At 71.8% G+C, this 23402-nt stretch carries 20 protein-coding genes and 1 pseudogene; 12 read left to right on the top strand and 9 right to left on the bottom strand.

Annotation, left to right across the window (positions count from 1 at the left end; translation table 11 throughout):
- Nucleotides 1–51: 51 nt before the first annotated feature.
- From LNW72_RS30805 to LNW72_RS30795, 3 genes are all read right to left on the bottom strand, one after another.
- Entirely contained in the window at nucleotides 52–1062 is a 1011-nt protein-coding gene (locus LNW72_RS30805) for a sugar ABC transporter substrate-binding protein (RefSeq protein ID WP_250978342.1), read from the bottom strand.
- A gap of 95 nt (nucleotides 1063–1157) precedes the next feature.
- Entirely contained in the window at nucleotides 1158–2156 is a 999-nt protein-coding gene (locus LNW72_RS30800; protein ID WP_250978341.1) for a sugar ABC transporter substrate-binding protein, read from the bottom strand.
- A gap of 119 nt (nucleotides 2157–2275) precedes the next feature.
- Nucleotides 2276–3058, bottom strand: coding sequence for a GntR family transcriptional regulator (locus tag LNW72_RS30795; protein WP_374117360.1), 783 nt, complete (start codon nucleotides 3056–3058; stop codon nucleotides 2276–2278).
- Nucleotides 3059–3217: 159 nt separating this feature from the next.
- Between LNW72_RS30795 and LNW72_RS30790 the strand changes: the two genes are divergently transcribed.
- The 8 genes from LNW72_RS30790 to LNW72_RS30755 all read left to right on the top strand — a co-directional run bounded on the left by LNW72_RS30790 (nucleotide 3218) and on the right by LNW72_RS30755 (nucleotide 12155).
- Nucleotides 3218–4270, top strand: coding sequence for a Gfo/Idh/MocA family oxidoreductase (locus LNW72_RS30790; RefSeq protein ID WP_250978339.1), 1053 nt, complete (start codon nucleotides 3218–3220; stop codon nucleotides 4268–4270).
- Nucleotides 4267–5115 carry a TIM barrel protein gene (locus tag LNW72_RS30785; RefSeq protein ID WP_250978338.1) on the top strand — a complete coding sequence of 283 codons (849 nt, stop codon included), beginning with the start codon at nucleotides 4267–4269 and terminating at the stop codon, nucleotides 5113–5115. The genes LNW72_RS30790 and LNW72_RS30785 overlap by 4 nt, the downstream gene beginning before the upstream one ends.
- The gene (gene iolC / locus LNW72_RS30780; protein ID WP_250978337.1) at nucleotides 5112–6125 is read left to right on the top strand and encodes a 5-dehydro-2-deoxygluconokinase; all 1014 of its coding nucleotides are present in this window, start codon (nucleotides 5112–5114) and stop codon (nucleotides 6123–6125) included. Before LNW72_RS30785 ends, iolC begins: the two co-directional genes overlap by 4 nt.
- Complete coding sequence (locus tag LNW72_RS30775) at nucleotides 6122–7108, top strand: deoxyribose-phosphate aldolase (RefSeq protein ID WP_250978336.1); 987 nt, start codon at nucleotides 6122–6124, stop codon at nucleotides 7106–7108. The genes iolC and LNW72_RS30775 overlap by 4 nt, the downstream gene beginning before the upstream one ends.
- Nucleotides 7105–8031, top strand: coding sequence for a 5-deoxy-glucuronate isomerase (iolB, locus tag LNW72_RS30770; RefSeq protein ID WP_250978335.1), 927 nt, complete (start codon nucleotides 7105–7107; stop codon nucleotides 8029–8031). Before LNW72_RS30775 ends, iolB begins: the two co-directional genes overlap by 4 nt.
- A complete protein-coding gene (iolD, locus tag LNW72_RS30765) occupies nucleotides 8028–9899 on the top strand; it encodes a 3D-(3,5/4)-trihydroxycyclohexane-1,2-dione acylhydrolase (decyclizing) (protein WP_250978334.1) in 1872 nt (623 codons plus the stop codon). The genes iolB and iolD overlap by 4 nt, the downstream gene beginning before the upstream one ends.
- 55 nt (nucleotides 9900–9954) lie before the next feature.
- Nucleotides 9955–10740 carry an arylamine N-acetyltransferase gene (locus LNW72_RS30760; RefSeq protein ID WP_250978333.1) on the top strand — a complete coding sequence of 262 codons (786 nt, stop codon included), beginning with the start codon at nucleotides 9955–9957 and terminating at the stop codon, nucleotides 10738–10740.
- Between the two features lie 245 nt (nucleotides 10741–10985).
- A complete protein-coding gene (locus tag LNW72_RS30755; protein WP_250978332.1) occupies nucleotides 10986–12155 on the top strand; it encodes an amidohydrolase in 1170 nt (389 codons plus the stop codon).
- 50 nt (nucleotides 12156–12205) lie between these two features.
- Here the strand turns inward: LNW72_RS30755 and aroA are convergent, their stop codons facing one another.
- The 6 genes from aroA to LNW72_RS30725 form a co-directional block, all read right to left on the bottom strand.
- A complete protein-coding gene (aroA, locus tag LNW72_RS30750; RefSeq protein WP_250978331.1) occupies nucleotides 12206–13441 on the bottom strand; it encodes a 3-phosphoshikimate 1-carboxyvinyltransferase in 1236 nt (411 codons plus the stop codon).
- A 133-nt stretch (nucleotides 13442–13574) separates the two neighbouring features.
- Complete coding sequence (locus LNW72_RS30745) at nucleotides 13575–14753, bottom strand: cytochrome P450 (RefSeq protein ID WP_250978330.1); 1179 nt, start codon at nucleotides 14751–14753, stop codon at nucleotides 13575–13577.
- Between the two features lie 141 nt (nucleotides 14754–14894).
- On the bottom strand, nucleotides 14895–15518 hold the full coding sequence (locus tag LNW72_RS30740; RefSeq protein ID WP_250978329.1) for a bifunctional 4-hydroxy-2-oxoglutarate aldolase/2-dehydro-3-deoxy-phosphogluconate aldolase: 624 nt from the start codon (nucleotides 15516–15518) through the stop codon (nucleotides 14895–14897).
- Nucleotides 15519–15791: 273 nt separating this feature from the next.
- Nucleotides 15792–16226 carry a ribonuclease domain-containing protein gene (locus tag LNW72_RS30735; protein WP_250978328.1) on the bottom strand — a complete coding sequence of 145 codons (435 nt, stop codon included), beginning with the start codon at nucleotides 16224–16226 and terminating at the stop codon, nucleotides 15792–15794.
- A gap of 201 nt (nucleotides 16227–16427) precedes the next feature.
- Nucleotides 16428–17264 (bottom strand): AIM24 family protein, encoded by an 837-nt coding sequence (locus tag LNW72_RS30730; protein ID WP_250978327.1) that lies wholly within the window; start codon nucleotides 17262–17264, stop codon nucleotides 16428–16430.
- A gap of 62 nt (nucleotides 17265–17326) precedes the next feature.
- Nucleotides 17327–18646, bottom strand: coding sequence for an ROK family transcriptional regulator (locus tag LNW72_RS30725; RefSeq protein WP_250978326.1), 1320 nt, complete (start codon nucleotides 18644–18646; stop codon nucleotides 17327–17329).
- Between the two features lie 241 nt (nucleotides 18647–18887).
- Here LNW72_RS30725 and LNW72_RS30720 point away from each other — a divergent pair, with 241 nt between their 5' ends.
- The 4 genes and pseudogenes from LNW72_RS30720 to LNW72_RS30705 all read left to right on the top strand — a co-directional run bounded on the left by LNW72_RS30720 (nucleotide 18888) and on the right by LNW72_RS30705 (nucleotide 23359).
- The gene (locus LNW72_RS30720; RefSeq protein WP_250978325.1) at nucleotides 18888–20210 is read left to right on the top strand and encodes a sugar ABC transporter substrate-binding protein; all 1323 of its coding nucleotides are present in this window, start codon (nucleotides 18888–18890) and stop codon (nucleotides 20208–20210) included.
- 5 nt (nucleotides 20211–20215) lie between these two features.
- Nucleotides 20216–21124, top strand: a pseudogene (locus LNW72_RS30715) (carbohydrate ABC transporter permease); the annotation flags it as partial.
- A complete protein-coding gene (locus LNW72_RS30710; RefSeq protein ID WP_250978324.1) occupies nucleotides 21117–21983 on the top strand; it encodes a carbohydrate ABC transporter permease in 867 nt (288 codons plus the stop codon). The pseudogene LNW72_RS30715 and the gene LNW72_RS30710, both read left to right, overlap by 8 nt.
- A 20-nt stretch (nucleotides 21984–22003) precedes the next feature.
- On the top strand, nucleotides 22004–23359 hold the full coding sequence (locus LNW72_RS30705; protein WP_250980386.1) for a GH1 family beta-glucosidase: 1356 nt from the start codon (nucleotides 22004–22006) through the stop codon (nucleotides 23357–23359).
- The last annotated feature ends 43 nt before the right edge of the window (nucleotides 23360–23402 follow it).

The raw sequence follows: 23402 nt of genomic DNA, 5'->3' as shown, positions 1-23402 counted from the left end.
CGGGGTCAGGACCGTCCTGGCCTGCGGGCTTCTCCAGTGTGGTGGCCGGTGTCATCGCGTCCCCCGTTCGGTGTACTTCGCCAGCGCGGCGGCGTCCTTCTGGGTCAGGATCTGCGGGCCGGTGAGCACCGGCTTCCCGCCGCCCAGGACGTCGGCGTTGTAGCGGTAGAGCCAGATCAGGTCCACGGCCTCGTAGCCCTGCAGATACGGCTGCTGGTCGACGGCGAAGCCGATCGTGCCGTTGGCCAGCGCCGTGGCGACCTGCGCGTTGAGGTCGAAGGTGTCGACCTCGGCGGGGCTCGACGCCTGCTGCTTGGCCTTGACGGCGGTGGCCGCGAACGGCGCGCCCAGGGTGACGACCGCGTCGATGGACTTGTCGGCCTGGAGCTTGGCCTGGATCGTGGACTGCACGTCGGGCATGTTGGTGCCGTCGACGTAGAGGTTGTCCATCGTCCCGGCGAAGGTCTCCTTCGCCCCGGCGCAGCGCTCCTCATGGCCGACGTTGCCCTGCTCGTGCAGCACGCAGATGGCGTGCTTCTTCCCGCGCTTGTCCAGCTCGTCGCCGACGGCCTGGCCGGCGATCTTCTCGTCCTGGCCGATGTGGCCGATCGCCCCGAAGGCCTTGGACTGGTCGGAGCCGGAGTTGATGGTGATGACGGGGATGCCGGCCTTCACCGCCTTGGCGACGACGTCCTTCATCGCGTCGGGCTTGGCGAGGGTGACCACCAGGCCGTCGACGTGCTGGTCGATGGCGGCCTGGACGAGCTGCGCCTGCTCGTTCGCCTGGTTGCTGCTGGAGTAGACGAACTTGATGTTGTCCTTGCGGGCGGCCTGCTTGGCGCCGTTCTGGACGATGTCCCAGAAGGTGTCGCCGGCACCCGAGTGGGTGACCATGGCCACCGTCCACTTGGGCGTGTCGACGCCCGAGCCGCCGCCCGCGGACTGCGCGGCCCGTTCCTCCGCGCGTTTGCCGCCCGTGCTGCTGCACCCCGCCAGTGAGGCCCCGAGCACCGCCGCCAGCAGTGCGCCGATCGCGCGCGTCCCCGTCTTAGCCATCGCCACGAAGCCTTGCCCTTCCCTGCGGATCCCGGTGCCGCCGGGGGCTCGATGATCAGCCCCGGCGGCCCAAGTATCTGTCAAGGGGAACGTGGCCGCTGTCATCGGGTACCGCGCTGCGTGTACTTCTCCAGCTGCGGCACGTCCTTGTCGGTGACGAGGGCGGGGCCGGTCAGCACCGGTCGGCCGCCGCCGATGACGTCGCCGTTGGTCTTGTAGAGCCACAGCTCGTCCACCGCGAGGTAGCCCTGGAGGTAGGGCTGCTGGTCGACGGCGAAGCCGACCTCCTTGCTCTTGAGCTGCTTGACCACGGCCGCGTTGAGGTCGAAGGTGTCGACCTCGACCTTGGCCTTGGTCTGCTGGACGGCCTGCACGGAGGTGGCGGCGAAGGGCGCGCCCAGGGTCAGGATGGCGTCGATGGACTTGTCCGCCTGGAGCTTGGAGGTGACGGAGGAGAGCACGTCGGGCATGTTCGTGCCGGTGACGTAGAGCTTCTGCATCGAGCCCTTGAAGGTCTTCGCGGCGCCGTCGCAGCGCTGTTCGAGAGAAACGTTTCCCTGCTCGTGGATGACGCAGAGCGCCTTCTTCAGGCCCCGCTTGGTCATCTCGTCGCCGACCGCCTCGCCGGCCACCGCCTCGTCCTGGCCGATGTGGCTCAGCGCGCCGTAGGCGGCGGAGAACTGCGAGCCGGAGTTGATGCTGATGACGGGGATGCCGGCCTGGACGGCCTTCTGCAGCACCGCCTTGAGCGCGTCGGGCTTGGCCAGCGTCACGATGATGCCGTCGACCTTCTGGTCGATCGCGGTCTGGACGAGCTGGGCCTGCTCGTTCCCCTCCTTGTTGTTGGAGTAGAGGAACTTCACGTTGTCCTTCGCCGCGGCCTGCTTCGCGCCCTTCTGGACGATGTCCCAGAACGTGTCGCCCTCACCCGAATGGGTGACCATGGCGATGGTGAGTTGCGGGGTGCCCGCCCCGTTCACCGCGCCCGTGGCGTCCTTCTCCTCGGTCTTCTTGCCCCCGGAGCTGCTGCATCCGGCGGCGGCGAGCGATATCGCCAGGGCGAGTGCCGCCGCGGACAGAGCCGTACGCCTGCGTGCCATCGTGGGTCCGCCTTTTCCTCCGGCCGCCCGGGTCCGGTCCGGTGTACGGCACGGGGTGGTTTCTAATCGGGGCCGGGGTCCAGCGTCAAGACTTTGTACAGACATTCTTACGTTCGCGGCTAGGTACGGACCAGCAGCCGGAACTCGAACGCGTAGCGCGAAGCCCGGTAGATGTGCGATCCGAACTCCACCGCCCGCCCCTTGGCGTCGTACGTGGTGCGCTGCATCGTCAGCAGCGGAGCGCCCTCCGGCTCGGCCAGCAGCCGGCCCTCCTCGGCGGTCGCGGCCCGCGCGCCGACCGTCTGCTGGGCGCTGTGCAGGGTGATGCCCGCGCCGCGCATCAGCCGGTACAGGCCGGTGGCCTCCAGGTCGGCGGTGCTCAGCGGCAGCAGGTCGGGCGGCAGGTGGTTGGTCAGGTGCGCCATGGGCTCGCCGTGGGCCAGCCGCAGCCGCTCCACCACCACGACCTCGCTGCCCTCCGGCACCCCGAGCGCGGCCGCGGCCTGCGGGGAGGCGGGCGCGACGGAGTTGCGCAGCACCCGGGTGGCGGGACGCTGGCCCGCGGCGAGCAGGTCGTCGTAGAGGCTGCTCAGCTCCAGCGGGCGCTTGACCTGGCTGTGCACCACCTGGGTGCCGACCCCGCGGCGGCGCACCATCAGTCCCTTGTCGACGAGGGACTGGATCGCCTGGCGCACGGTGGGCCGGGACAGGCCGAGCCGGCCGGCCAGCTCGATCTCGTTCCCCAGCAGGCTGCCGGGCGCCAGCCCACCGGTCTCGATGGCGCTCTCCAGTTGCTGGGCAAGCTGGAAGTACAGCGGGACCGGGCTCGAGCGGTCGACGCTGAGACGGAGCGGAGCGGGGTCGGGACTGGGCACGATGGGAGCGTATCGGCAGGTTGCCATGACGGGAAGTCCGTATGTCCGGACAAACTATTGACAGGCGGTGACGGCTCGCGGGAGGTTGGTCCCGCAGGGCACGCAAGCCGTATCAGCCGGAGGTGCCGAGTCCGCTTCGGCGGCGGCCTCCGGAAGATCACCTTCCTGGAAGGGGCAGGGCCAGGTATGCGAATGGGACTTCTCGGGGCCGGTCGGATCGGGGCCTTCCACGCCGTAGCGCTACGGGCACATCCGGACGTCGGTGAACTGCTCGTCGCGGACGCCGACCCCGGCCGGGCCGCCGAGGTCGCCGCCCGGACCGGCGCCACCGCCGCGGACTCGGTGGACGCCGTCTTCAGCTCCGGGGTCGACGCGGTGGTGATCGCCTCCGCCACCGCGGCGCACGCCACCCTCATCGAACGGGCCGCACGAGCGGGCCTGCCGGTCTTCTGCGAGAAGCCGATCGCCCTGGACCTGGCCGGCACCGTGGCCGCGCTGCGCTCGGTCGAGGCGGCCGGCACGACGCTGCAGATGGGCTTCCAGCGGCGCTTCGACGCCGGATACCTGGCGGCGCGCGAGGCCGTACGGTCCGGCCGGCTCGGCCGGCTGCACACCGTGCGGGCCGTCACCTCCGACCCGGCCCCGCCGCCCGCCGACTACATCCCGCTCTCCGGCGGCCTGTACCGCGACTGCCTGATCCACGACTTCGACATCCTGCGCTGGGTCACCGGCCGCGAGATCCTGGAGGTGTACGCGACCGGCGCCAACGGCGGCGCGGACTTCTTCCGCGCCGCGGGCGACGCCGACACCGCGGCGACCCTGCTCACCCTGGAGGGCGGAGTGCTCGCCACCGCCACCGCGACCCGCTACAACGGCGCCGGCTACGACGTACGGATGGAGCTGGCCGGCACCGACGACCAGATCGCCGTCGGTGTGGACGCCCGCACCCCCGTCACCTCCGTCGAGCCCGGCGCCGCGAGCAGCGTCCCCGCTCCGTGGCCCGGCTTCCTGGAGCGCTTCGCCCCCGCCTACCGCGCCGAGCTGGACACCTTCGTCCGGGTGGCCCGCGGCGAGAGCGCCAACCCCTGCCCCGGACGCGAGGCGCTGCGCGCCCTGCTCGTCGCCGAGGCGTGCGAGGTGTCGCGGCGCGAGCGGCGGCCGGTCGCGGTCGCCGAGATCGCGGCCCGCGCCGAACTGCTCGCCGGCACCACGGCACGCACCGCGGAGGTCAGCGCATGAGGCTCGACCGGGTGGCCGCGGCGCCGATCTCCTGGGGCGTGTGCGAAGTGCCGGGCTGGGGACACCAGTTGACGCCCGAGCGGGTACTGGGCGAGATGGCGGCGCTCGGGCTGACCGCGACCGAGTTCGGACCCGACGGCTTTCTGCCGGGCCCGCTGCTCGCGGCGCGCGGGATGACGGCCGTCGGCGGCTTCGTCCCGGTCGTGCTGCACGATCCGGCGACCGACCCGCTGCCGGCGGTGCGCACCGCGCTGGACGCCTTCACCGCGGCAGGCGCCGGGACCCTGGTGCTCGCCGCCGCGACCGGCCAGGACGGCTACGACGCCCGCCCCGAGCTGGACGCGCTCGGCTGGAAGACCCTGCTGGCCAACCTCGACCGGATCGCGGCCCTCGCCGCTGCCGCCGGGATCACCGCCGCCCTGCATCCGCACGTCGGCACCATGGTCGAGACCCCTGACGACGTGGACCGGGTGCTGGAAGGCAGCTGGACCGGGCTGTGCCTGGACACCGGGCATCTGCTCGTCGGCGGCACCGACCCGGTGGCGCTCGCCCGCCGGGCGGCCGGCCGGGTGGTCCACGTCCACCTCAAGGACGTGGACGAGGGCGCCGCCGCGGCCGTGCGCGAGGGGCGCACGAGCTACACCGAGGCGGTGGACCGCGACCTCTACCAGCCGCTGGGCCAGGGCGACATCGACGTGGCGGCCCTCATCGGCACGCTGGAGAGCGCGGGGTACCAGGGCTGGTACGTCATGGAGCAGGACGCCGTGCTCACCGCGGAACCGCCGCCCGGCGCCGGCCCCGTCGACGACGTACGGGCCTCACTGGACTGGCTGGCCGCGCTGTGACCGCCCCGGACGGGTCGGGGGCTCCGTACGACGTGATCACCGTCGGCCGGGTGGGCGTGGACCTGTACCCCGAGCAGACCGGCGTCGGCCTCGCCGACGTCCGCACCTTCGCCAAGTACCTCGGCGGCACCGCGACCAACGTCGCGGTGGCCGCGGCGCGCTACGGGCTGCGGACCGCCGTCCTCACCGGCGTCGGGGACGATCCGTTCGGCGGGTACGTCCGCGGCGCGCTGCGCGGCTTCGGGGTGGACGACGCACTGGTGACGACGGTGCCGGGACTGCAGACCCCCGTCGTGTTCTGCGAGATCTTCCCGCCCGACGACTTCCCGCTCTACTTCTACCGGCGGCCCGTCGCCCCGGACCAGTGCCTGGAGCCGGCGCTGCTGGACCGCGCCGCGGTCCGCGACGCGCGGGTGCTGTGGATCACCGGCTCGGCGCTCGCCGTCGAACCGACCCGCTCCACCCTCTTCGCGGCGCTCGAGGAACGGGCGGGCCGCGAGGTCTACTTCGACCTCGACTGGCGGCCCGGCTTCTGGGCCGATCCGGCCGAGGCGCCGGAGCTGTACGCACGGGCCCTGCGGTACGCGACGGTCGCGGTCGGCAACCGCGAGGAGGCGCAGATCGCGGTGGGCACCGGCGATCCGGACCGGGCCGCGGAACTGCTGCTGGACCGCGGGGTGCGCCTCGCCGTCATCAAACAGGGACCGGACGGGGTGCTGGCCCGCACCGCCGCCGAGAGCGTCTCCTTCCCGCCGGTGCCGGTCGAGGTGGTCAACGGCCTCGGCGCCGGTGACGCCTTCGGCGGCGCCCTGTGCGCCGGCCTGCTGGCCGGCCGGCCGCTGTCCCGTGTGATCAGCACCGCCAACGCGGCGGGCGCGCTGGTCGCCTCGCGGCACGCGTGCGCCGACGCCATGCCGACCCTCTCCGAGGTGGAGGAGCTGCTCGCGCGACAGACGCGGCGAGCGGCCCCCACGGCCATCGATGCCGAAACGAAGAGGTCCCCCGTATGACCGCGAACTCCCGCCCCGTCCGGCCCTGCGCCCCCGTTCCCGGGACCCAGGCGCTCGCGGCCGGCCGGCGCCCCGCGCCGCTCGCGTCCTCGGTCGACGAGATCACCCGGCTGCGGGCCTCCGCGCCGGACGCGATCCGGCTGGCCTGCGCGCAGCGCACGCCCTTCGATTCGGCCCGGCTGGCCAGCCCGCTGTTCGTGCTGGCCGCCGACCACCCGGCGCGCGGCGCGGTCGCGGCGGGCGGCGACCCGACGGCGATGGGCGACCGGCACGAGCTGCTGGCGCGCTGCGTCGAGGCGCTGGCACGCCCCGGGGTGGACGGCTTCCTCGGCACCGCCGACCTCGTCGAGGACCTGATGCTGCTCGGCGCCCTCGACGGCAAGCTCGTCCTGGGGTCGATGAACCGCGGCGGGCTGCCCGGCGCCTCCTTCGAGCTCGACGACCGTTTCACCGGCTACGACGCGCCCGGCATCGCCGCGGCCGGCCTGGACGGCGGCAAGGTGCTGCTGCGCATCGACCCGGAGGACCCCGGCACGGCGGACACGCTGGCCGGCTGCTCGCACGCCGTGCACACGCTCGCGGCGCGCCGGCTGCTGGCGCTCGTCGAACCGTTCCGCACCCACCGGGTGGCCGGGCGGGTCGTCAACATCCTGGAGCCCGACGCGCAGATCTACGTCAACAACATCGCCCAGGGCCTGGGCAGCACGTCCGCGTACACCTGGCTGAAGGTCCCGGTCGTCGACGAGATGGAACGCATGATGGCCTCGACGACCCTGCCCACCCTGCTGCTCGGCGGCGAGGGCACCGGCGGGCCGGACGAGCGGTATGCGGCCTGGCAGAAGGCGCTGCGGATACCGCAGGTGCGCGGTCTGATCCTCGGCCGCACGATGCTGTTCCCGGACGACGGCGACGTGGCGGCGGCCGTCGACACCGCCGTGTCGCTGGTCGACCGCAGCCCGTCCGCGCCGGAGAGCGCCCGATGACGCCGGGCGGATCGGGACAGGGGCAGGCGCGGCTGGCCGGGCACGTGCCGGCCGCGAGCGCCGCCCGCGACGGCTACGACCTGTGGGTGGACCCGGCGGGCGCCGGGTGGGGCTACAGCTCGCTGCGGGTGCTGACGCTGGCGCCCGGCGAAGCGCGCACCCTGGACAGCGGTGACAGCGAGTGGATCGTGCTGCCGCTGGCGGGCGGCTGCTCGGTCGCCGTCGACGACGAGGTCTTCGAACTGCGCGGCAGGCGCGATGTGTTCAGCGGCGTCAGCGACTTCGCGTATGTGCCGCGGGACGCGCGCGCGGTGCTCACCAGCCGGGCCGGCGGCCGCTTCGCGCTCACCGGGGCCCGCTGCGAGCGACGGCTCGCGGCCCGTTACGGGCCCGCCTCCGGCGTGCCGGTGGAGCTGCGCGGCGCGGGCGGCGCGAGCCGTCAGGTCAACAACTTCGCGGCGGCCGGGGTCTTCGCGTGCGACCGGCTCATCGCGGTCGAGGTGCTCACGCCCGGCGGCAACTGGTCGTCCTTCCCGCCGCACAAGCACGACGAGGCGAGCGCGACGGAGTCCGAGCTGGAGGAGATCTACTACTTCGAGCTGGCGGGCGGTCCGGAGGCCATGGGCTACCAGCGGGTCTACCCCTCCGGCGCCGGGCGGACCGACGTGCTCGCCGAAGTGCGCGGCGGCGACGCCGTACTGATCCCCGACGGCTGGCACGGCCCGAGCATGGCCGTCCCCGGCTACGACATGTACTACCTGAACGTGATGGCCGGGCCCGGCGCCGACCGGGCCTGGCTGATCTGTGACGACCCCGCGCACGCCTGGGTGCGCGGCAGCTGGGCCGCACAGTCCGTGGACCCGCGACTGCCGCTGTACACCGCGCCTGTGGAGACCGCATCACTGGAGGAACCGCGCCCATGACGACCACCGTCAGGCTCACCGTCGCCCAGGCCCTCGTCCGCTTCCTCACCGTCCAGCACACCGAGCGGGACGGCGTACGCCGCCGGCTGATCGCCGGGACCTGGGGCATCTTCGGCCACGGCAACGTCGCCGGGGTCGGCCAGGCCCTGCTGCAGACCGGCCACGACGTCATGCCGTACTACCAGGGCCGCAACGAGCAGGCGATGGTGCACGCCTCGGTCGGCTTCGCCCGGATGAACAACCGGCTGTCCACGATGGCCTGCACCACCTCCATCGGGCCCGGCGCCACCAACCTCGTCACCGGCGCGGCACTGGCCACCATCAACCGCGTGCCGGTGCTGCTGCTGCCGGGCGACGTGTTCGCGACCCGCCCCGCCGATCCGGTGCTGCAGCAACTGGAGGTGCCGTGGGCGTACGACGTGTCCGTCAACGACACGCTGCGGCCGGTCTCGCGCTACTTCGACCGGATCTGGCGCCCGGAGATGCTCGCGCCCTCCCTGCTGCAGGCGATGCGGGTCCTGACCGATCCGGTGGACACCGGGGCGGTCACCCTGGCGCTGCCCCAGGACGTCCAGGCCGAGGCGTACGACTGGCCGGCCGAGCTGTTCGAGCAGCGGATCTGGCACGTACGCCGTCCGCAGCCCGACGCGGCGGCGCTGCAGGAGGCCGCGGAGCTGCTGCGCTCCGCCGAACGCCCGCTGATCGTGGCGGGCGGCGGTGTGATCGGCTCCGAGGCCACCGACGCGCTGCGCGAGTTCGCCGCCGCCACCGGGATTCCGGTGGCCGAGACGCAGGCGGGGAAGGGCTCGCTGCGCTTCGACCACCCGCAGGCGCTGGGCGGGATCGGCCACACCGGCACCGCGCCGGCCAACGCGGCCGCCCGGGAAGCCGATGTCGTCCTCGGCATCGGCACCCGCTGGACGGACTTCACCACCGCGTCGAACTCGCTGTTCGCCCACCCGGACGTGCGCTTCGTCAATCTCAACATCACCGCGTTCGACGCGCACAAGATGGCGGGCACCGCCCTGGTCGCCGACGCCCGGTCCGGCATCGAGGCGCTCACCACCGCTCTCGCCGGTCACCGGGTGGACCTGTCCCGGCACGACCGGGGCGTCGCGGAGTGGCAGCGCGCCACCGACGCCGTCTTCCGGCCGGGCGGCGACGCGGGCGACAGACTCCCCTCGCAGACCCAGGTGCTGGGCGCCCTGGAGGAGGTGCTCCAGGACCGCGACGTGGTCATCAACGCGGCCGGCTCGCTCCCCGGCGACCTGCACAAGTTCTGGCGGTCCCGCGACCCGAAGCAGTACCACGTCGAATACGGCTACTCCTGCATGGGCTACGAGATCCCCGCCGCGATCGGGGTGAAGCTCGCCGCACCCGACCGCGAGGTGTTCGCCCTCGTCGGCGACGGCACGTATCTGATGCTGCCCACCGAGATCGTCACCGCGGTCCAGGAGGGCGTCAACATCAACCTCGTGATCGTGCAGAACCACGGCTACGCCTCCATCGGCGGACTGTCGGACGCGGTCGGCGCCGAGCGCTACGGCACCGCCTACCGGTTCCGGGCCCCGGACGGCACGTTCACCGGCGATCCGCTCCCCGTCGACCTGGCCGCCAACGCCGCCAGCCTCGGCCTGGACGTACTGACCGCCCGCACCGTCAAGGAGCTGCGCGAGGCGCTGGCCACGGCCCGCGCCTCGGACCGCGCGACGGCCGTGTACGTCGAGACCGGGCCGGGCACGGGCGGCGAACCGGCCTCCGGCGCCTGGTGGGACGTGGCCGTCGCCGAGGTCTCCGACCGGCCGCCGGCCCGCCGGGCGCGCGCGGAGTACGAGCGGGCGAAGCGCGGCCAGCGGCACCACCTGTGACCGGCCGTCCGGGTTCCGTTTGGCGCTCGGCGGAGCACTGAGGCATAACTGCGGCATGGACGCTTCACAGGCCGACGCCTACCTCTCGCGCATCGGGGCCGACCGCCCCGCGGTCCCCGACGCCGCCGCACTGCGCGACCTGCAGTTTCGCCATCTCCTCGCCGTGCCGTTCGAGAACCTGTCGATCCACCTCGGCGAGGAGATCGTGCTGACGCAGGAGGCGCTCCTCGCCAAGGTCGTCGGGGCCCGGCGAGGCGGCTTCTGCTACGAACTCAACGGTCTGTTCGGTGCGCTGCTGACGGAGCTCGGCTACCCGGTGAGCCTGTTCGCCGCCCGGGTCTTCGGCAAGGACGGCGTCCCCGGCCCGCCCTTCGACCATCTGGCGCTGCGCGTCGAGGCCGCCGGCCCCTGGCTGGTGGACGTCGGCTTCGGCCGGTTCACCCAGCACCCGATCCGGCTGGACAGCCGCGAGGACCAGCCGGACCCCAGCGGTGTCTTCCGTGTCGTCGACGCGCCGGGCGGCGACCTCGACATCCTCAAGGACGGCGTACCCGAGTACCGGCTGGAGCAACGCCCCCGCGAACTGGCCGACTTCGAACCGACCTGCTGGTGGCAGCGCACCTCCCCCGCGTCGCACTTCACCCGGTCGCTGGTCTGCTCGCTGCTCACCCCGACCGGCCGGATCACCCTCAGCGGCACCTCCCTCATCACCACGGAGGGCGAGGAGCGGCAGGAACGGGAGGTGGCGCGGGACGAACTGCTCGCCGTCTACCGCGACTCCTTCGGCGTCGTCCTCGACCGGCTCCCGGTCCAGCCGGCCGCACCTGAAGAATCGAACTGACGGATGGACGGTCACACCTTCGCGGGATATCCGCCGGCCGATTCACCCGGCGCACCGGCCCCCGCACGGCCCCCACAGCCATCCGGCGGCCCAACGGACCTGCCGCACAGGCTAGTTGCCGGGTGGGCGCACCACACCCGGCGGCCCGGCCGGCTCGCATACGATGACGCCGTCGAGCAGCGGCCGTCCGCGCTACGACCCCCGTCACCGCTGGAAGACTCCGTCACCGCTGGAACTGGATAGTCATGAATCCCGACAGGTTCGACCGCCTGGTGCAGATCCGCCGCCACATCCACGCGCACCCGGAAACGGCGCGCAAGGAGTTCGGCACCACCGCCTTCATCGCCGAGCAGCTCACGGCCGCCGGTCTCGCACCGCAGGTCTTTCCCGGCGGCACCGGCCTGTACTGCGACATCGGTGACGGCCGCGGCCCGCTCGTGGCACTGCGCGCCGACATCGACGCGCTGCCCGTCGCGGACGAGAAGGAGGTTCCGTACCGGTCCACCCGGCCCGGGACCTGTCACGCCTGCGGACACGACGTGCACACCACGATCATGCTCGGGGTGGCGCTGGAGCTCGCCCAGGCGCCCGAAACGATCGAGGGGCGGGCCCGGTTCATCTTCCAGCCCGCCGAGGAGGCTGTACCCAGCGGCGCCCATGACGCCATCGCGGCCGGGGTGCTCAAGGACGTGGCGGTCATCTACGCCCTGCACTGCGATCCCGCGGGCGAGGTGGGCCGGGTCGGGATCCGCACCGGGCCGATCACCTCCAGCCTGACCGCCTTCGACATCCAGATCACCCAGCCGCCGGCCGGCACCGCGCCCGGATCCCATCCCGCGGACCTGGTGATGGTGATGGCCAAGCTCATCACCGACCTGCCGACCGCCCTGCAGAACGCGCTGCCCCCAGGCGCCGCCATGGTGGCCTCGGCGGTGTTCGGGACGGTGAACAGCGTGCCGGGACCCGACGGCCGGCCGGAGCGCGTCACGTCCCTGGGGACGGTGCGGTCGCTCAGCCGCGAGGCGTGGGCGGCGGTACCGGAGCTGTTCGAGCGGCTGGCCACCGCGATCGTCTCCCCGTACGGGGTGACCTTCAACGCCGACTTCAACCAGGTCGCGCCCGCCGTCACCAACGACCCCGACGCGATGCGGGTGTTCGACGCGGCGGTCACGTCGGCGCTCGAACCCGGTGCGCGCTACGAGACCCCGCAGAGCCTCGGCGGCGAGGACTTCGCCTGGTACCTCGAATCCGTGCCCGGCGGCCTGGCCCGGCTCGGGGTCCGGCCCCGCGGCCGGGCCACCGCCTACGACCTGCACAGCGGCCGGTTCGACGTCGACGAGGAGTGCATCGCCGTCGGCGTGAAACTCATGCGCGAGACGCTGCGGCTGGCGCTGACCGAGTACAGCGCGCGCTGAGCCGCGGGTCCTGCGCGGGTCCTGACTGAGCCCTCGTCACGGACGAGGGCTCAGACGCCCCAGGCGCGGCGCTGCGCCGCGAACGCCTCGTGGAACTCGGGGAAGGTCTTCTTCACGCATCCCGGGTCGTCGAACGTGACGCCCGGGGTGCGCAGGCCGGCGACGGCGAAGCTCATGGCGATGCGGTGGTCGCCGCGGCAGGCGATCTCGGTGGCGACGGGCGTGCCGGGGTGGATCTCGATCCAGTCGCGTCCGGTCTCGACCCGGATGCCCTGCCGGCGGAGGTTCTCCGCGCACGCGTCCAGCCGGTCGCACTCCTTGACGCGGGTGTTGTAGACGTCCTCGATCCGCACCGGGCCGTCGGCGAACGGCGCGATGGCGGCGAGGGTCGGCATGGTGTCGGAGATGTCGCGCATGTTGACGGTGACCCCGGACAGCCGCCCGGTGCCGGTGACGGTGGTGGCGTCCGCTCCGGTCCGCACCTCCGCGCCCATCCGCCGCAGGATGTCGACGAAGCGCAGATCGCCCTGGAGGGCGTCCGCGCCCAGGCCGGGGACGGTGGCGGACGCGCCGGACAGCGCAGCGGCGGCGAAGAAGTAGCTGGCGGTGGAGGCGTCGGGCTCGATGTCGTAGTCGGTGGCGCGGTAGCCGCCGGGCGGGACGGTGAGGGTGTCGCCCTCCCGGAGCACCTCGACGCCGAAGCTCCGCATCATCGCCAGGGTGATCTCGACGTACGGGGCGGAGACGAGCCCGGTGACGCGGATCCGCAGGCCCTCGGCCGTGAGCGGGGCGACCAGCAGCATCGCGGTGAGGAACTGGGACGACAGGCTCGCGTCGAGTTCGAGGTCACCGCCCTTGATGCCGCGCGCGGTGACGGTGAGCGGCAGATGGCCCTCCGCCTCCTCGTGCCGCAGGTCGACGCCGAGCCGCCGCAGGGCCTCGGTGAGCGGGGCGACCGGGCGGCGGCGCATCTGGGCGGAGGCGTCGAAGCGGTACGTGCCGTGTCCGGCGGCGGCGAGCGCGGGCAGGAAACGGGCGGCGGTGGCCGCGTCACGGCAGTACACGTCCGCCTGCCCGACGGCCGGGCCGGCGGGCCGGCCCTCGATCCGCCACCGGTCCGGCTCCCGCTCGACCGCGTAGCCCAGCTTCGTCAGCCCCTCGGCGAATCCGTCCGTGTCGTCGGAGAGCAGTGGCCGGCGAAGAGTGGTGGTGCCCTCGGCGGCGGCTGCCAGGAACAGCGCTCTGGCGGTGACCGACTTCGAACCCGGCACGGCGACAACGGACACTTCTGGGCCTCCCGATACGGCTCGGACGCGCGTCAGCGGCGCTGCTGATGCCTTGATCGGGACCGATTCTAGGTCCGCGCCCGCCGCGTGGCGGACCGGTGTCCACCAGGCGGCGGCTCGCCGCGGCTAGGCCCTAGTAGCGGACCGGCAGCCGGTGGACGCCGCGGATCAGCATGCCGCGGCGCCAGGTCAGGGTGGCGGGGTCCGCGTCGAGCGCGAGGTCCGGGCAGCGTTCCAGCAGGGTGCGGATCGCGGTCCGGCCCTCGATACGGGCCAGCGGGGCGCCGAGGCAGTAGTGGATGCCGTGCCCGAACGCCAGATGGCCCTGGGCGGAGCGGTGGATGTCGAAGGTGTCGGGCTCCTCGAAGCGTTCCGGGTCGCGGTCCGCGGAGGCCAGCGCCACCAGGACCGGCTCACCGCTCGGGATGACCGTGCCGCCGATGTCGACGGGCTGGGTGGTGAACCGCCAGGTGGAGGTCTCGACGGGCCCGTCGTAGCGCAGCATCTCCTCGATGGCGCCGTCCAGCAGCGAGGGGTCGGCGCGCAGCTCGGCGAGCTGGCCGGGGTGCCGGAGCAGCGCCAGCACCCCGTTGGAGATCAGGTTGACGGTCGTCTCGTGTCCGGCGACCAGGAGCAGGAAGGCCATTCCGACGAGTTCCTCGGCCGACAGCTGGTCGCCGTCCTCGTGCCGGGTGCGGATCAGGGCGCTCATCAGGTCGTCGGCGGGGGCGCTGCACCGTTTGTCCTCGATGAGCTCCACCAGGTAGGCGCCCATGGCCTCCACCGCGGCGTTCTCCGCCTCGGCGCCGGCCTGCCCGACGATCACGTTGGACCAGTGCCGGAACGCTTCGCGGTCCAGCGACGGGACGCCGAGCAGTTCGCAGATGACGGTCATCGGGAGCGGGAAGGCGAGCGCGTCCACGAGGTCGGCGCGGCCCAGCGGCAGCATCTCGTCCAGCAGTTCATCGGTGATCTGCTGGACCCGGGGCCGCAGTGACTCGACGCGGCGGGCGGTGAACTCCTTGGCCACGAGCTTGCGGAGCCGGGTGTGCTGCGGTGCGTCCGCCTCCAGCATGTTGGCGCTGATGGCGCCCGGTTCGGCGAGCGGGTCCAGGCTGCGCCAGCTCTTGCTGAAGCGGGAGTCGGCGAGCGCCGAGCGCACCGCCTCATGGCCGACGACGAGCCACAGGTCGCCGTTGTCGACGGTGCGGACCCGGTGGACCGGGCCCTGTTCCCGCAGCTTGGCGTAGATCGGGTACGGGTCGGCGGTGAACTCCTCGCCGTAGACGGTCAGATCGACGATCTCGGACATGCCCGGAACCTCCCCCTGGTCAGGCCGGTTTGCCTTGCTCCGCACGGTAACCGGCCGTCGGCGGAGCGCGCCTCCCCCTCACGGAGGAGTAGGCGGGCAGGAGGTCAGGGACGAGGGGGCCGGGGGGCAGCGGGCCGGGGGTCAGCGGGCGTCCGCCAGGCGGGCCAGCAGCTCCGTCAGCCGCTTGGCGACGGTGTCGCGGTCTCCTTCGGTGAGCTCAGGTCCCATCCCGCAGGCGACGGCGCCCGCGGCGATCCAGTCCGGCGCGGTGTCGACCGTGATGCCGCCGGCGGGCAGCAGGGCGGCCTGCGGCAGCGCGGCGCGCACGTCCTTGATCCAGCCGGGGGCGTAGCCGGACGCGGGGAAGAGCTTGAGCGCGTCCGCGCCGAGTTCCATGGCGCGGACCATCTCGGTGGGCGTCGCCACGCCGGGGAAGACCGGCACGCCGTAGCGGTGACCGGTCCGGATGACGCCCTCGTCCAGACTCGGCGACACCAGGAAGCGGGCTCCGGCGTCGACGGCCATCCGGGCGGAGGTGGCGTCCAGTACGGTGCCCGCGCCGATGATCGCGTCATCGCCGACCTCACGGACGAGGGTGGTCACCGCCTCGAGCGCGAAGGGCGTGGTGAGCGAGATCTCCAGTGTGGTCAGCCCGGCCGAGAGCAACGTGTCGGCCACCGCGGCGGCCTGGTCGTAGCTCTCGCTGCGGACGATGGCGAAAACCCGCTGGGCCAGCGCGGCCCGGGTGATCTCCCAGCGATACACGGCGGATCGCCGTCCTTCCTCGGTGCTGTGGAACGGGGGCGGATCATCGTCTCCCTGGAACGCTATCGGGTGCCTCTGACACCGGGGCCCGCGGTTCGCGGGGATGTGTCCGGTCCGTAACACGCGAAAGCGCGGGGCGGGCGCCGGAGGAGAGTCCGGCGCACGCCCCGCGCACTGGGGTCGGAAGGCGGTGGGCAGGGGGCTCGGCGGCTGCTCAGCAGGCGCTGGGACCGGTGCCCGGAAAGGTGCTCGGAAAGGTGCTCGGACGGGTGCTCAGCAGCTGAAGTTGACCAGCTTGAACGACGCGTAGTGGTCGGCGGTGTAGTAGTCCTCGTCGACCGCCTGGCCGGTGATGATCCGGCGGGCACCACGGGTCGGCGACCCGGGGGTGACGACGGTGTACTCGTGGTAGTAGCCGCTGGTGTGACTGGGCAGCAGCTGTTCCTGGTTCCGGAACACGACGCCGTCCTGCGAGTACGGGAACGGCCCGCCCGCGTCGATGAGGTCGAGGGTGTGGTGGGCCTGCGACGGCAGCGCCGAGTAGCAGATGCTGCCCACCGCGTTGACCGTCACCGTGGCGGACGAGCCGACGGCGACGGAGGTGGGGGCGAGGGCGGCGGGCGAGGCGGCGACCGCCGGGCCGCCGACGAGGAGGGCGCCCGCGAGGACGGCGAGCGCGCCGATACGAGTGAGACGTGGGGTTCTCATGGCACCACCATGACGCGCGTAGACCTGGCCCCGTCAATCCCAATGACACACTGTTTTCCAGGAGTTAACCGGTCGCGGCGGAGTTGTGAACACACCGGCGCCGGCCCCGGCGCGGTCGGCCCGGGCGGCAAGGCCCGTCAGCCCGAGTGGCAGGGCCCGTCAGCCCTGGTGGCCCGCCCGTCAGCCCGAGTGACCGGCCGCTCAGCCCTGGTGGGTGGAGAACAGCCCGCCCGTCGGACCCTGTTTGTCGCCGCCCTGGGCCTTCTTCAGCGCGTTGGCCAGACCCTCGATCGTCATCGACTGCAGGATGACGCGGCCGTCGCCCTCCAGGGTGGCCAGCGACAGCCCCTCACCGCCGAAGACCGCGTTCATCAGCCCCTGCCGGTCGAGGCCGCCGATCCGCTGCACCCCGTACTCGATGCCCTCCTCGAAGGCCACGATGCAGCCGGTGTCGACCTCGATCCGGCCGCCGAAGTCAGCCGGGTTCAGGTCGATGAAGTTCCCTGCGCCCGCGATGATCACCGTGCCGTGCCCGGTGAACTTCTCCAGGATGAAGCCCTCGCCGCCGCTGCGGCCGGTCCGTCCGCCCTGGAAGGCGATACCGAAGTGGACGGTCGACTCGGCGGCCACGAAGGCGTCCTTCTCGGCGAACCAGGCCCGCGACCCGTCCAGCTCCAGGGCCCGCATCTCGCCGGGCAGCACACCGGCGAAGCCGACGGTGCCCTCGCCGCCGGACGCGGAGAAGTACTGGAAGGCGAGGCTCTCGCCCGCGAGCGCCCGCTGCCCCGCCTGCATGGCGGTGCCCATCGCCTGGCGCAGCATGCCGCTCATGCCGCCGGCCGCGCCGCCACCCGGCTGAGGGGCCCCCGGCAGGCCGCCCGGCTGGACGCCGCCGGGGCCCGACAGCCGGGTCTCCATGGTGACGTTCGACGTCTTGAACAGGAACTTCCCCGCCTCGCAGTACACCGTCTGACCTGGCTGAAGGGTGCATACGGTCATCTGCATGGCGGTGCCGACGATCTGCTGCTGCAGGGTCACAGCGGGGCTCCTTGGCGGGATGAGGTGCGACGAGGCGGGAGCGTCCGATTGCTCCCGCTTCGTCAACGTACCTCCAGGCGAGCCTCCCGGACGGTTGGGTTCCGGTTCCAGGGCGCGCCGCCGGAGTCGAGCAGTCTGGCGAGCGGCAGGGTGGCCGCGCCGACCGTGACCGCGTCGGGTCCGAGCCGTCCCATCTCGATGGAGGTCTGGGCGCACGGATGGTGCAGCGCGTAGGCCACCGCCGCCTCGCGGACGGCCGGCAGCAGCCGGGGGCCGATCATGAGCCCGGCCCAGCCGCCGATCACGATGCGCTCGGGGTTGAAGAGGTTGATCAGGTCGGCGATGCCCGCGCCCAGGTACTCGGCGGTCTCCGCCAGCAGCGCGGCCGCGGACGGGTCCTCGTCGGCGGCGGCCAGCAGGGCCGTGAGGCCCGCCTCCTCGCTCTGCCCCTCCGGGGCCCTGCCCCAGCGCTCCAGCAGCGCCTCGGCACCGACGTAGGCCTCCAGGCAGCCGCGGGCGCCGCAGCGGCAGAGCCGGCCGCCCACCTGGAGCGTGGTGTGCCCCCACTCCCCCGCGCTGCTGGTGGCCCCCCGGTACGGCTTGCCGTCGGCGACCACGCAGGCGCCGACGCCCGAGCCGAGCAGCGCGATGACGGCGCTGCTCGCGCCGCGTCCTGCGCCGAACCACATCTCGGCCTGGCCGAGCGTCTTCGCGCCGTTGTCGATGTAGAGCGGCAGGTCGGTGCCGGCCCGCAGCAGACGGCCGAACGGGACCGCGTTCCAGCCGATGGTCTGGCCGTGCACGACGATGCCCTCACCACCGCCGAGGTCGACCCCCGAGCCGCCCGAACCGCCGCCGGAGCCGCCCGAACCGCCGGATCCGCCCGGCCCGTTGGCGCCGTCACCCTGCTCGACGATGCCGGGGACCCCGACGCCCACCCCGAGCACATCGCTCTCGGAGATGCCCGCGTCGCGGACGACGGCCGACAGACCGTCGAGAATCAGCCGTACGACGTGGTCGACGTCATGGCCGCTGTCCGACAGCGGCAGGTCCGCCGCGGCGAGTTCGGTGAGGGCGAGGTCGAACAGCTCGACCCGGACGCGGGTCTCGCCGACGTCCACCCCCACGACGCAGCCGTAACCGGCGGCGACCCTCAGCAGGATCCGCGGCCGTCCGCCGTCGGAGTCGACGGAACCCGCCTCCTCGACCAGCCCGTCGGCGATCAGATCGCCGACGACGTTGCTGATCGATCCCGCGCTCAGCCCGGAGTCCCGTCCCAACTCCTGGCGACTGAGTGGTCCTTCGAAATACAGGTGGCGCAACAGCGCCGACCGGTTGCCGCGCCGCAGGTCACGCACGGTTCGTTTGCCTCGATCTGCCATCCGGTCCTCCTCCCCTGGCTCCCCGGCTGAAATCTATCGGTGCGCGAAGTCTTGACGCCACCTTTTCTCACAAGTTAAATCACGCCCTGAAATAAGACACGGCGCCTGTTCACTTCTTGAACTGATCCAGACCTGTTCCCGACCTGTTCCTGACGTCTTCCGGACCCGTTCCTGTCAGGTTCCGCACCAGTCCAGACCCGTTCCCGTTCCGTAGCGATCCCACCCCTGAGAGGGGACCGTCATGCGTACCTACCACCGGGCAGTCGCGGCCACCGCCATCGCCGCAGCGATGGCACTCACCGCTTCCGCCTGCGGCGGCGGCTCCAGCAGCAACGACAGCGGCGGCAACAGCAGCCCCAAGACACTGACGTACTGGGCGAGCAACCAGGGCACCAGCCTGGAGAACGACAAGCAGGTACTGGAGCCGGAGCTCAAGAAGTTCGAGCAGCAGACCGGGATCAAGGTCAAGCTGGAGGTCGTCCCCTGGTCCGACCTGCTCAACAGAATCCTGGCCGCGGCCACGTCGGGCCAGGGGCCCGACGTGCTGAACATCGGCAACACCTGGTCGGCGTCCCTCCAGGCCACCGGCGCGCTGCTCCCGTTCGACGCCGCCACCTTCTCCAAGATCGGCGGCAAGGACCGCTTCGTCAGCGCCGCGCTCGCCGCCGCCGGCGCGCAGGGCAAGGACCCGGCCGCCGTGCCGCTGTACTCGCTGGCCTACGGGCTCTACTACAACAAGAAGATGTTCGCCGACGCGGGCATAGCCGCCCCGCCGACGACCTGGGACGAACTGGTCGCCGACGGCAAGAAGCTCACCAAGGGCGGCAAGTACGGCCTCGCCGTCGAGGGCGGCAACGGCTCGGAGAACATCCACCACGCCTTCGTCCTCGCCAAGCAGCACGGCTCGGACTTCTTCGACGCCTCCGGCAAGGCCACCTTCGACACCCCGGAGAACGTCGCCGCCGTCAAGCAGTACATCGACTTCATCGGCAAGGACAAGATCGCGGCCCCCGGCAACGCCGAGTACTCCGCCAACCAGTCCCTCGCCGACTTCGCGACCGGCAAGGCCGGCATGCTGATGTGGCAGGCCGCCGCCTCCTCGCTGAAGTCCCACGGCATGAAGCCCGAAGACTACGGCGTGGCGCCGGTTCCGTTCCAGACCGCGGGCGCCACGGGTGCGACCGCCATCAACTCGATGGTCGCCGGCATCAACCTCGCCGTCTTCAAGAACACCAAGAACCTCGACGGCTCCCTGAAGTTCGTCAACTTCATGACCAGCCCCGCCGAGCAGAAGACCCTCAACGCCACCTACGGCTCGCTGCCGCCGGTCAAGGACGCGCAGAGCGACCCGGCCTTCTCCACACCCGACTTGAAGACGCTCGCCGAGGTGCTCGCCAAGAGCGCCGCCCCGCTGCCGCAGGTCCCCAACGAGAGCCAGTTCGAGACGCTCGTCGGCACCGCGATGAAGGAGCTCTTCGCGCAGGCCGCCTCAGGCAAGGACGTCACCACCGATTCCGTGAAGAACGCCCTCACCAAGGCCCAGCAGCAGATGCCGGCCTCGTGATCGCGCGACTGCGCCGGATCGGCCTGCCCTACCTGCTCCTGCTTCCCGCGCTGCTGCTCGAACTGCTGATCCACCTCATCCCGATGATCGTCGGCATCGTGATGAGCTTCAAACAGCTCACCCAGTTCTTCATCCGCGACTGGGGCGCCGCGCCCTGGGCCGGCCTGGACAACTACCGCGTGGCGGTGGACTTCGACGCCCCGGTCGGCCAGGCGCTGCTGCACTCGTTCTGGGTCACCCTCTGCTTCACCGTCCTCGCCGTTGGGCTCTCCTGGCTCCTCGGCACCGCGGCGGCGATCCTCATGCAGGACGCCTTCCGCGGCCGGGGATTCCTGCGGGCGATCTTCCTGGTCCCGTACGCGCTGCCGGTCTACGCGGCCGTCATCACCTGGTCGTTCATGTTCCAGCGCGACACGGGCCTGATCAACCACGTGATCCACGACCAGCTGCACCTCACCTCCGAGCGGTCGTTCTGGCTGATCGGCGACAACAGCTTCACCGCCCTCGTCACCGTCTCCGTATGGCGCTCGTGGCCGTTCGCCTTCCTGTGCCTGATGGCAGGGCTGCAGAACATCCCGCGTGAGCTGTACGAAGCGGCGTCGATGGACGGCGCGGGCGTCTGGCAGCAGATCCGCCGGATCACACTGCCGTCGCTGCGGCCGGTCAACCAGGTGCTGGTGCTGGTGCTCTTCCTGTGGACGTTCAACGACTTCAACACGCCCTACGTGCTGTTCGGCAGGTCGGCGCCGGAAGCCGCCGACCTGATCTCCATCCACATCTACCAGTCGTCCTTCATCACCTGGAACTTCGGCTCCGGCTCGGCCATGTCCGTCCTCCTGCTGCTGTTCCTGCTGGTCATCACGGCCGTCTATCTCCTGGTCACATCACGCAGGAGGGATGCGGCCGATGCGTAAACCCCCTCCCCCGTCACCGATGGCGCAGCCGAAGTCGTTCATCTGGACCCGGCGGATCTTCCTCACCCTGCTCACGGTCTTCACGCTCGCCCCGGTGTACGTGATGCTCAGCTCCTCGCTGAAACCGCTGCAGGACGTGCAGGGCTCCTTCCGGTGGATCCCGAGCGGCTTCACGTTCCGGCCGTACATCGACATCTGGCACACGGTCCCGCTCGCCAAGTACTTCGTGAACTCGGTGATCGTCTCGGTCAGCGCGACCGTGGCCTCGGTGGCCGTGGCGATCTTCGCCGCCTACGCCGTCAGCCGCTACCGCTTCAAGGGCCGCAAGCTCTTCACGGTAACGGTGCTGTCCACCCAGATGTTCCCGGGCATCCTCTTCCTCCTCCCGCTCTTCCTGATCTTCGTCAACATCGGGAACTCGACGGGGATCGCCCTCTACGGCAGCCGCGGCGGCCTCATCCTCACCTATCTGACGTTCTCGCTCCCCTTCTCCATCTGGATGCTCGTCGGCTACTTCGACTCCATCCCGCGCGATCTCGACGAGGCCGCGATGGTGGACGGCTGCGGCCCGCTCGGCGCGCTCTTCCGCGTCGTCGTCCCGGCCGCCGTCCCCGGCATCGTCGCGGTGTCGGTGTACGCCTTCATGACGGCCTGGGGCGAGGTGCTCTTCGCGTCGGTGATGACGAACGACACCACCCGCACCCTCGCCGTCGGCCTGCAGGGATACGCCACCCAGACCGACGTGTACTGGAACCAGGTCATGGCCGCCTCACTCGTCGTGAGCGTGCCCGTGGTCGCCGGATTCCTGTTGCTCCAGCGCTACTTGGTCGTCGGACTCACCGCCGGCGCCGTCAAGTGACCACCACCGAAAGGCTGCTCGTGAACGACCTCAGCGCTCTCCCCGCCGACTTCATCTGGGGCGCGGCCACCGCCGCCTACCAGATAGAAGGAGCGGTGGACGAGGACGGCCGGTCCCCCTCGATCTGGGACACCTTCTCCCACACCCCGGGCAAGGTGGCGGACGGTGACACCGGCGACGTGGCCTGCGACCACTACCACCGGGTACCCGAGGACATCTCCCTGATGGGCGATCTCGGCCTGGACGCCTACCGGTTCTCCATCGCCTGGCCCCGTGTCATGCCGCAGGGCGGCGGGCCGGTCAACCCGGCCGGACTCGCCTTCTACGACCGGCTCACCGACTCACTCCTCGAAGCGGGCATCACCCCCTTCCCGACCCTCTACCACTGGGACCTGCCCCAGGCCCAGCAGGACCGGGGCGGCTGGCCGGAGCGCGAGACCGCGGAGCGGTTCGGCGAGTACGCGTCGGTGGTCGCCGAAGCCCTCGGCGACCGCGTCCACGACTGGGCGACGCTCAACGAGCCGCTCTGCTCGTCCTGGATCGGCCACCTCGAAGGCAAGATGGCCCCCGGACTCACCGACATCACGGCCGCGGTCCGCGCCTCGTACCACCTGCACCTGGGGCACGGCCTCGCCGTCCAGGCGATCCGCGCGGCCAACCCGAACGCCCGCATCGGCATCGTCAACAACCTCAGCCCCTGCGAGCCCGCCACCGACCGCGAGGCCGACCAGGCCGCCGCGATCCGCGCCGACGGCCACACCAACCGCTGGTGGCTCGACCCGATCCACGGCCGCGGCTACCCGCAGGACATGGTCGACCTGTACGGCGTCGACCTCCCGATCCGGACCGGCGACCTCGACACCATCGCGGCCCCGCTCGACTGGCTCGGCGTCAACTACTACTTCCGCAACGTCATCGCCGACGACCCCACCGGGCTGCCGCCACGTGCCAAGCAGGTCTACCTGCCGGGCGTCCGGCGCACGGCGATGGACTGGGAGGTCTACGGCGACGGCCTGGAGCAGCTGCTCGTCCGGGTCGCCGAGGAGTACGGGGCCCAGCGGATCTTCGTCACCGAGAACGGCTCCGCCTACCCCGACACCGTCGGCCCCGACGGCCAGGTCGACGACCCGGAGCGGCAGGCCTACCTGGAGGAGCACCTCGCGGCCTGCGCCAGGGCGGTGCGCCGCGGCGCACCGCTGGCCGGCTACTTCGCGTGGTCGCTGCTCGACAACTTCGAGTGGGCCTACGGCTACGACAAGCGCTTCGGCCTGATCCACGTCGACTACCCGACGCAGAAGCGCACCATCAAGGGCAGCGGCCGCCGCTACGCCGACATCATCACCGCCCACCACCGCCGCGCCCGCCGCGCGGCCTGACGGTTCGCTCGCAGCTGTGCCCGGCATCCGTCCCGCACGGGGA

It is taken from the genome of Streptomyces sp. RKAG293, from assembly GCF_023701745.1.
Taxonomy (GTDB): Bacteria; Actinomycetota; Actinomycetes; order Streptomycetales; family Streptomycetaceae; genus Actinacidiphila.
The sequence above is the reverse complement of the archived record's forward strand: the minus strand, read 5'-3'. Positions and strand labels throughout refer to the sequence as shown.